This window comes from Rhodococcus sp. NPDC057014, assembly GCF_042673295.1.
Taxonomy (GTDB): domain Bacteria; phylum Actinomycetota; class Actinomycetes; order Mycobacteriales; family Mycobacteriaceae; genus Rhodococcus_F.
The window spans coordinates 1-6,739 of the sequence record NZ_JBHUSF010000406.1 but is presented as its reverse complement, the minus strand read 5'-3'; the positions used below and the strand labels follow the sequence as shown (position 1 = coordinate 6,739).

Below are 6,739 nucleotides of genomic sequence, written 5' to 3'. Positions count from 1 at the left end.
CAGCAGGTCCGCATGCGCCCGCAGGTCCCCGGGTGCGCCGAGCGCCCGGTCCACCGACAGCCCGCTCACCAGGGCGGCGATGTCACCATGCGTGATCACCTCCACGGTGCCGTCCGCGACCCCGGTCGCATCGTCGGCGACCTCGACGTCGGCCGGGACGATGCCGTAGACATACATACCGGTCGTTTGCTTCGTCTGCTCCGAGGTGGCCATCACCGGTCACCGCGAGTCGATTTGCGCGAGACTCGTTCCCGCTCCGGTTCTTCCTCTTCCTCCCCGCCCCCGAAGAGGCCGCCGAGCTTGTCGCCCGCCGATTCGAGCGCACCCCTCGTCTTGTGCTTGGCAGCGCCCTCGGTGGCGCCCGACACGATCTCGGACAGCCCCTTCGGTTCGCTGCCGATCTCGAGCCGGTTCACCGCTTCCGCGAACCGCAGGTACGTGTCCACGCTCGCGACGACGACTCGGGCGTCGATGGTCAGCAGTTCGATGCCGACCAGCGAGACCCGCACGTAGGCGTCGATCACGAGGCCCTTGTCGAGGATGGTGTCGATGACGTCGGCGAGACTACTCGAGCTGGGTCCACCTGCCGTGGTCATGCGCGTGCTCCCGTCCTACGCCGCGGTGTTGCCTTCTTCGCGGCAGTTTTCTTCGCTGCGGCCCTTTTCACGGGGGCCTTCTTCACGGGGGCCTTCTTCGCTGGGGCCTTCTTCGCGGGGGTCTTCCTCGCGGGGGCCTTCTTCGCTGCGGCCTTTTTCGCGGGGGTCTCCTTTGCAGCGGCCTTCTGGGGACGACGCCGGCGCGGCTCGGGACGACGCCGGCGCGGCTTGGGCTGCTCCTCCTCAGGCTCTTCCTCCTCCGTCTCGTCCTCAGCGGTCTCGTCCTCCGCGGTGTCCTCCTCGGGTTCTTCGTCCTCGTACTCGCCGGTCTCGTCCTCCTCGGGTTCCTCCTCCTCCGTCTCGTCCTCAGCGGTCTCGTCCTCCGCGGTGTCCTCCTCGGGTTCTTCGTCCTCGTACTCGCCGGACTCCTCTTCCGGCTCCTCCTCCGGCTCCTCGTCGTCGTACTCGCCGGACTCCTCCTCCGACTCCTCGTCCGGTTCTTCCTCCGGTTCTTCGTCTTCGTACTCGCCGGACTCCTCTTGGTCCTGCGGCTCTTCGTCGTCGGCCGGTTCCTCGTAGTCGTCCTCGGACTCCTCGGGTTCGACGACCTTGCCGTCCCGGATTTCTCCGCGCCACCCCACCACCTCGTCGGGATGGAGAACGGACTGGGTCATGACGTGGCGTCCGAAGTGCTTCAACTCCAGTCGCGCTCGCCGACCCTGCGCACGCCACAGGTTCCCCGTCCTCTCGAACAAACCCTTCGGGTGGTATTCGAGGATCACAACGATGCGGGTGAGATCGGGAGTCACCTCGTGGAACGTCACCGCACCGTCGATGAAACCCTTGGCACCCTTCGACCGCCACACGATCCGCTCATCCGGGACCTGCTCGAGGATCGACGCCTCCCAGGTGCGGTGCGACAGGAAGATCTGCGCCTTCCACTCGAGCTTTTCGTCCGCTTCCTGTTCCACCCGTTCGACCTTCTTCATGAACGACGGGAAGTCGGCGAACTGGGTCCACTGGTTGTACGCCAGTTGGACCGGGACCCCGACATCGATCGTTTCGACGATGTTGGTCAACTTGAGCTTCTTACCCTTACCACCGCCACCGCCGCCGCCAGTGACCGCGTCCTTCACATCCGACGCCGTGTCCTTCACCTTGTCGGTCAACCGGGAGAACAGTGACTTGCCGTCGCCCTTCCCATCACCGTTGCCGTCGCCGTTGCCGTTGCCGTTGTCTTTGCCGGTGACGGCGGACAGCAGGCTTCCGCCGCCGCCCTCGGCGTAGTCGGTCAGCCTGCCGGTCGCGCCCTGCACCTTGTCGGTGACGGTGGATAACGCCTTGTCGGTCACGGTGCCGAGCAGGCCCTGCGCCGCCTTCTGCAGGGGTGAGACCGATGCGGCCTTACCGGACGCACCGGAAACGTTCTCGCGCAGCTTCTTCGCCGCGCTGTCGAGAGTCGAGGTCATCGCTGATCACTTCCGGGAGCGTCGTACGGGTACGGAATCGGTCGTCGCCTTCGCGCGCGTTCTGCGGGCCCGGGACAGCTCGTCCTCGTCGTCGTCGTCCTTTGTCGACGACCGCGACCGGGACCGCGTGGGCCGGGAACTACCGCCACTCGACGAGCGGCGCCGCGGGGCAGGCCGCCTCCGGGCGCGGGGCGCCTCCTCGGAATCGTCGTCACCGGTCTCGTCGGCGCCCGCGTCCTCGTCGTCGCCCGCGTCCTCGTCGTCGTACTCGTCGTCGGGTTCCTCGTCACGGGACCGCTTCGACTTCTTCTTCCCGCCGCCCACAGCCTTGAGGCCGCCGAGCAGATCCTCACCCGACTGCAACCGGGTGTTGAGCGAGTCGAGGCGCTGACTGGCCGCGGTCACCGCCGCCGCCTTCGCGGCATTCATCAACTCCTTACGGACCGTCGCACCGAGCTTGGCGACCTCGGGGGAATTCGCGAGCAGCCTTCCGCCCTGTCCGAGGACACCCAGCGAGCTGCTGGGAAACCGTCTGCTGGCCCCGAACCCGGCGAGCATCAACGCCAGCTTCATCTTGTGCGTGCGGCCCAGCATGTAACCGGCACCCACGGCCATGGCCATCTGACCCTTGCTTGTCATCGCCCAACCCCTTCATCGAGTGGATGTGGTGGTGCACCTCGGCGCCGGCGGCGGTCTGTGAGCGGATCCTGCGCGGTGGGGGGCGCATTCCGCCGACTACCCCGCGGCGGGGCTGCTCAATCGGCCGCAGACGGGGAAACCGCAGTTCGGCCGCGAAACGAGCCGACCGGTCGGTGGCTCCTGCGGACGACGACGACGCGAGCCCGTGCCATCGTGGTGCGGGCGGCAGGCTATGTGCGGGCGACGATGAAGTCGTAGGCCGCCATCGGCCCGAGCAGGCGCATCGTGACCCGAGTGTCCCAGCGTTCGGCGAGTTCCCCGACGGCGTGTTCGAGTTCGCCCTGCCGGTCCACCTCGAAGAGGACCGCGATCTGCATGGCGTCCTCGTCGTGGGTGGGGGCACGGACGTCGGCGGTGTCGGTCAGCGGGGACAGCCTCTCGAGGGTGGTGCGGGTGTCGGCGTTCCGCTTGGCCTCGAGGGCGTTACCGATGATCTCCCCCAACGCTATCCGGGCGTCCCGGGTCAGTTCCTCCGGTTGGTCGCGGATCGACTTCAGCAGGCTGGTCGCCTTCGGGCTGTCGTCGACGATCTCGCGGAGGATGGTAGCGGCCCTTCACCATGTACTGCGCGAACCCTCCAGATCCTGGAGGGCGGAGGCGAACTCGCCGGCGTGGTCGGCGAGCAACTCGTTGATCACCGCGTCCCGGTCGGACACGACCGCCCCGAACCGCAGCGGCAGCACCGGCGCGACGTGCGCGGTGCTGTCCAGAATGCGGGCGTACGTCTGCAGGTCCGCAGGGGCGCCCAGACGCCTGCCGAGATCGATCTCGCTGACCAACGCCGCGATCTCGCCCTGGGTGACGATCTCGATCGGGGCGTCGTGGATGCCGGTGGCGTCCTCTTCCGGGTGCACGTCCGCCGGGACGATGCCGTACACATAGATCGCGGACGCCACCGCAGCAGTGCCCTCGTCGTCACCGTCGGGCCCGGTGTCCTCGGGGGAGGTCATGTGTTCCTCCGGCGGGGTGCGGGTTCGCGTTCGCTGCCCGAGCCGCCGAGCAGCTCACCGAGCGTCTCGCTCACGCCCTCGAGGACACCCTTGGTCTTGGATTTGGTGCTGCCGCTGCCCTTGACGTCGGAGACCAGATCGGCCAGGCCCTTCGGTTCGCTGCCGATCGCGAGCCGGTTCGCCGCCTCGGCAAAGCGCAGGTAGGTGTCGACGCTCGCGACCACGACGCGGGCGTCGATGGTGAGCAGTTCGATGCCGACGATCGAAACCCGAACGTAGGCGTCGATGACCAGTCCCTTGTCCAAGATGGTGTCGATGACGTCGGCGAGACTGCTGGAACTGGGCCCGCCTGCCGTGGTCATGCTCGTCGCTCCTTGCCTCTGTTCGCCCACCACGCGGCGCTGCAACCACAGGTCCCGCCCACCCCGGCAGGCTCCACTGCCGACGCCCCGGGAGGGCCAGGGGTGCACGCGGGGGTCGGCTAGCGACTACCCGGAACGGGCCCCATCCAATCGGTAAGACGTTAGAGGACTCCGCAATTCGGGCCGAGAAACAGTCCATCCGGTCGGATCCATCGGCATCATCGAAGGTGTGCCGAGTGTGCGCGGACCCCGGCGACTCGACCTTCGCATACTCGACCGCTTCCCTCGGTCACCGGCATCGCCTCGGTGGGCGGCGTCGTAACCGCGCGCCCGGTAGATGTCGCGGCTGCGGGCCGCCTGTGGATCGGTGTCCCAGTGCCCCCGGTGTCCTCGGGGTGGTGCGCGTCCAGGACCACGCCTCTCCGGCCGCTCCTGCGCACCCCGACGGATGTTCGTTGGTGCGCGCAGCACCGCCAGGCCATGCTCAGGACGGTGCTGGCGTTGACGTTCTCGAACACCGCCGGCGTGGGGACTGCTGCGGTCAGTCGCGCCCGGTTTGAACTGCGGGTTTACCGGGAAAGCGGTACTCGTTCACAGGAGGAGTGCCCCGGAAGGGTGCGCGGAGGTCCCACGTCGTCGCGCCGCTTCCGGAGCCCCGTTCACTGCAGGAGTCGGGGACTTCCACGGATGAGGTGAGCACGATGAAGAAACTCGCAGCGCGCACGGCCGTCGCGACGGCCGTGATCGCTCCCGCGATGGTCCTCGCTGCCGGGACCGCGGCGGCGGTGCCGGCGTTGAGCGTCGTCGCCGGCGCGTCGGGAACCGTGACCGTCACAGTGCCGGCGGGCGAGAACTGGACCTGCTTCGGCTTCGACTCCGGCTTCAACCTCGAGACCGGTGCGTTCGCGCCCGGGGTCGGGACGTTGAGCGGTTTCGCGAAAGACTCGACCGTGACCGTCTTCTGCTTCGGCGGGGCCCCACCGTTCTTCTTCACCGGCAGCGTGACGGTGAAGTAACCGGTCGACCGCCCCCGGGGCCACGGGCACGAGGGGTCCCGGGGACGGTCTCGCGCTGGCCGGCAGGCCACGGGGCCACCGGCCCGGTCCCACCCGCGCCCGGGTCGGTCAGGCCGGGTCCGCGGTCAGGTCGTCGGTGTCGGCGAACACCAGCCGCCCGTCGTCGAGGGCGACCGCCCACCGGTGCACCGGCGCCCATCGGTGCCCTCGCTCCTCGGTGTCGGTCAGCGCGGCGAAGTCCTCCACGATTCGACCGGTCTGCGCCGGTTCGGACGGCCGGCGCACCCGCACCCGCGCGCCCACACTCAGCGCCGCGGGCCCGGGTTTCGGGGTGTGCGTGCTCTCGGACATCGGTCGGCCCCTTTCCACTCCGGCCACGCGCCCGGATCATCAGCCGCACCGAGGTCACGCCGGCGTAGCCGGCCCGGATCCGGGTACCCGCACACTACGTTGTCCCGGGGCTCGCGCCAGACCCGCCGGGGCAGCCAGCCCCGGTTCCGGTCGCCAACCCCTTCGGCCGCGGGGCGCCCGACGTCGTACGCGCCGAGGCCGAGTGATCGCCCAACCCGCCCCGGCCGCGTACGGCCCTTCCGTAACCTCGTGAACCACTCCGACGCACACCTCTCACGCGAGGAACAGGACGGCCTCATCGGGCCGGCTGACCTGCATCACCCCCGAACGAGCTCACCCGCCGCCTGGCCGAGCGGGAAGAAGTGGAAGTCGGCATTCTCGAACTCGAGGGCCTGCTGGCGAAGGCCAGACGCCGCCTCGACGAGGTGTCCGCCGAGATCGACTCCCTCCAGCATCGAGCACCACCGAGCTGAGCGACAATCACACCCACCCCAAGATCTGCGGGCGGGGTCAGGACCCTGCCCACAGGCGTCGGCGCGCAACTGCCTTCATCGTCTCGACCAGTTTCGGTTGCAGCGGTGTCGGCGGGTCGAGTTCGAGCTTGGTGTGCAGTTCCCGGAAGAAGTCGGTGGAGCTCATCCCGAAGTCCGCCAGGATGGTCTCTTCCGGGCCGCCGCCGTGGCTGTACCAGCGCAGTTCGAAGGACACCATCCGGTTCATCTGTGCGGTGCTCATCTGGCCACCTTTCCCGTGTCGTCGTGATGTGTGTGAGGGGTAAAGTTCGACGCCCGATTCGGGGCGGGGGCCGACCTGATCGGCCACGTGTTTCTGGACGCAGTCATCGACGGAGTCGAGTTCACGGTCGCCACGGGACTCACCGTCGCCGAGGAACTGAGCGGGTTCACCGAGCCTGTCATATAGACCTCCCGACCCCGCGAGCCGAATTCGGCAGGCGTCGGCGTTGTGTCGGCGAATTGCGAATTCGTGCACGAACTTCACTCGAGTGCCGGGATAATTTTTTGACACCGGTAGCTTTTCTCGGCGCACGAACGGCGATATTCCGGTCCCGCTCGAGCAATTGTTCGGATCCCGCCCCTGGTGTCGGTGAGCATTCCGCCGGGTGACCCGCACCGGTGTCGGCAATGTGGACCCGCACCAGGACCGATCGGGTGGGACGGCCGCCGACTGCCGTGCGCGGTCAGCCGGTCTCGCGTGCCCCAGATGCGGCACCCGCACTATCCATGCTGATCTCGGGGGCAGTTGCCTGCTCATGGCGGCGGCTCGGCTCCCACCTGG

The 6,739-nt window shown here is 68.3% G+C and carries 9 protein-coding genes and 1 pseudogene; 1 reads left to right on the top strand and 9 read right to left on the bottom strand.

Annotated elements, in window-relative coordinates; translation table 11 throughout:
* From ACFTZB_RS41065 to gvpJ (ACFTZB_RS41040), 6 genes and pseudogenes are all read right to left on the bottom strand, one after another.
* Window positions 1-213: GvpL/GvpF family gas vesicle protein (locus ACFTZB_RS41065; protein ID WP_378440999.1), on the bottom strand; the 213-nt coding region annotated here is incomplete at its 3' end.
* Window positions 213-596 carry a gas vesicle protein GvpJ gene (gene gvpJ / locus ACFTZB_RS41060; protein WP_378440997.1) on the bottom strand — a complete coding sequence of 128 codons (384 nt, stop codon included), beginning with the start codon at window positions 594-596 and terminating at the stop codon, window positions 213-215. The genes gvpJ (ACFTZB_RS41060) and ACFTZB_RS41065, both read right to left, overlap by 1 nt.
* Window positions 593-2,065, bottom strand: a complete 1,473-nt coding sequence (locus ACFTZB_RS41055) for an SRPBCC family protein (protein ID WP_378440995.1) — start codon at window positions 2,063-2,065, stop codon at window positions 593-595. The genes gvpJ (ACFTZB_RS41060) and ACFTZB_RS41055 overlap by 4 nt, the downstream gene beginning before the upstream one ends.
* Before the next feature lie 6 nt (window positions 2,066-2,071).
* Window positions 2,072-2,704, bottom strand: a complete 633-nt coding sequence (locus ACFTZB_RS41050) for a hypothetical protein (protein WP_378440993.1) — start codon at window positions 2,702-2,704, stop codon at window positions 2,072-2,074.
* A gap of 230 nt (window positions 2,705-2,934) precedes the next feature.
* Window positions 2,935-3,714: pseudogene (locus ACFTZB_RS41045) on the bottom strand (GvpL/GvpF family gas vesicle protein).
* Window positions 3,711-4,076: a gas vesicle protein GvpJ gene (gvpJ, locus tag ACFTZB_RS41040; RefSeq protein WP_378440990.1), complete on the bottom strand. Its 366-nt coding sequence runs from the start codon at window positions 4,074-4,076 to the stop codon at window positions 3,711-3,713. Before gvpJ (ACFTZB_RS41040) ends, ACFTZB_RS41045 begins: the two are co-directional and overlap by 4 nt.
* Window positions 4,077-4,777: 701 nt before the next feature.
* Here gvpJ (ACFTZB_RS41040) and ACFTZB_RS41035 point away from each other — a divergent pair.
* Entirely contained in the window at window positions 4,778-5,092 is a 315-nt protein-coding gene (locus ACFTZB_RS41035) for a hypothetical protein (protein WP_378440988.1), read from the top strand.
* A gap of 108 nt (window positions 5,093-5,200) precedes the next feature.
* Here the strand turns inward: ACFTZB_RS41035 and ACFTZB_RS41030 are convergent, their stop codons facing one another.
* The 3 genes from ACFTZB_RS41030 to ACFTZB_RS41020 form a co-directional block, all read right to left on the bottom strand.
* Window positions 5,201-5,443 (bottom strand): hypothetical protein, encoded by a 243-nt coding sequence (locus ACFTZB_RS41030; protein ID WP_378440986.1) that lies wholly within the window; start codon window positions 5,441-5,443, stop codon window positions 5,201-5,203.
* 317 nt (window positions 5,444-5,760) lie between these two features.
* Complete coding sequence (locus tag ACFTZB_RS41025; protein ID WP_378440984.1) at window positions 5,761-5,898, bottom strand: hypothetical protein; 138 nt, start codon at window positions 5,896-5,898, stop codon at window positions 5,761-5,763.
* A 55-nt stretch (window positions 5,899-5,953) separates the two neighbouring features.
* Window positions 5,954-6,178 carry a DUF3263 domain-containing protein gene (locus ACFTZB_RS41020; RefSeq protein ID WP_378440982.1) on the bottom strand — a complete coding sequence of 75 codons (225 nt, stop codon included), beginning with the start codon at window positions 6,176-6,178 and terminating at the stop codon, window positions 5,954-5,956.
* Between the last annotated feature and the right edge of the window lie 561 nt (window positions 6,179-6,739).

Excerpts from the sequence above, each read along its gene's own strand:
- ACFTZB_RS41050 (WP_378440993.1), bottom strand. The coding sequence starts at position 2,704 with ATGACAAGCAAGGGTCAGATGGCCATGGCCGTGGGTGCCGGTTACATG.
- ACFTZB_RS41055 (WP_378440995.1), bottom strand. The coding sequence starts at position 2,065 with ATGACCTCGACTCTCGACAGCGCGGCGAAGAAGCTGCGCGAGAACGTT.
- ACFTZB_RS41030 (WP_378440986.1), bottom strand. The coding sequence starts at position 5,443 with ATGTCCGAGAGCACGCACACCCCGAAACCCGGGCCCGCGGCGCTGAGT.
- ACFTZB_RS41035 (WP_378440988.1), top strand. The coding sequence starts at position 4,778 with ATGAAGAAACTCGCAGCGCGCACGGCCGTCGCGACGGCCGTGATCGCT.
- gvpJ (WP_378440990.1), bottom strand. The coding sequence starts at position 4,076 with ATGACCACGGCAGGCGGGCCCAGTTCCAGCAGTCTCGCCGACGTCATC.
- gvpJ (WP_378440997.1), bottom strand. The coding sequence starts at position 596 with ATGACCACGGCAGGTGGACCCAGCTCGAGTAGTCTCGCCGACGTCATC.
- ACFTZB_RS41020 (WP_378440982.1), bottom strand. The coding sequence starts at position 6,178 with ATGAGCACCGCACAGATGAACCGGATGGTGTCCTTCGAACTGCGCTGG.
- ACFTZB_RS41025 (WP_378440984.1), bottom strand. The coding sequence starts at position 5,898 with ATGCTGGAGGGAGTCGATCTCGGCGGACACCTCGTCGAGGCGGCGTCT.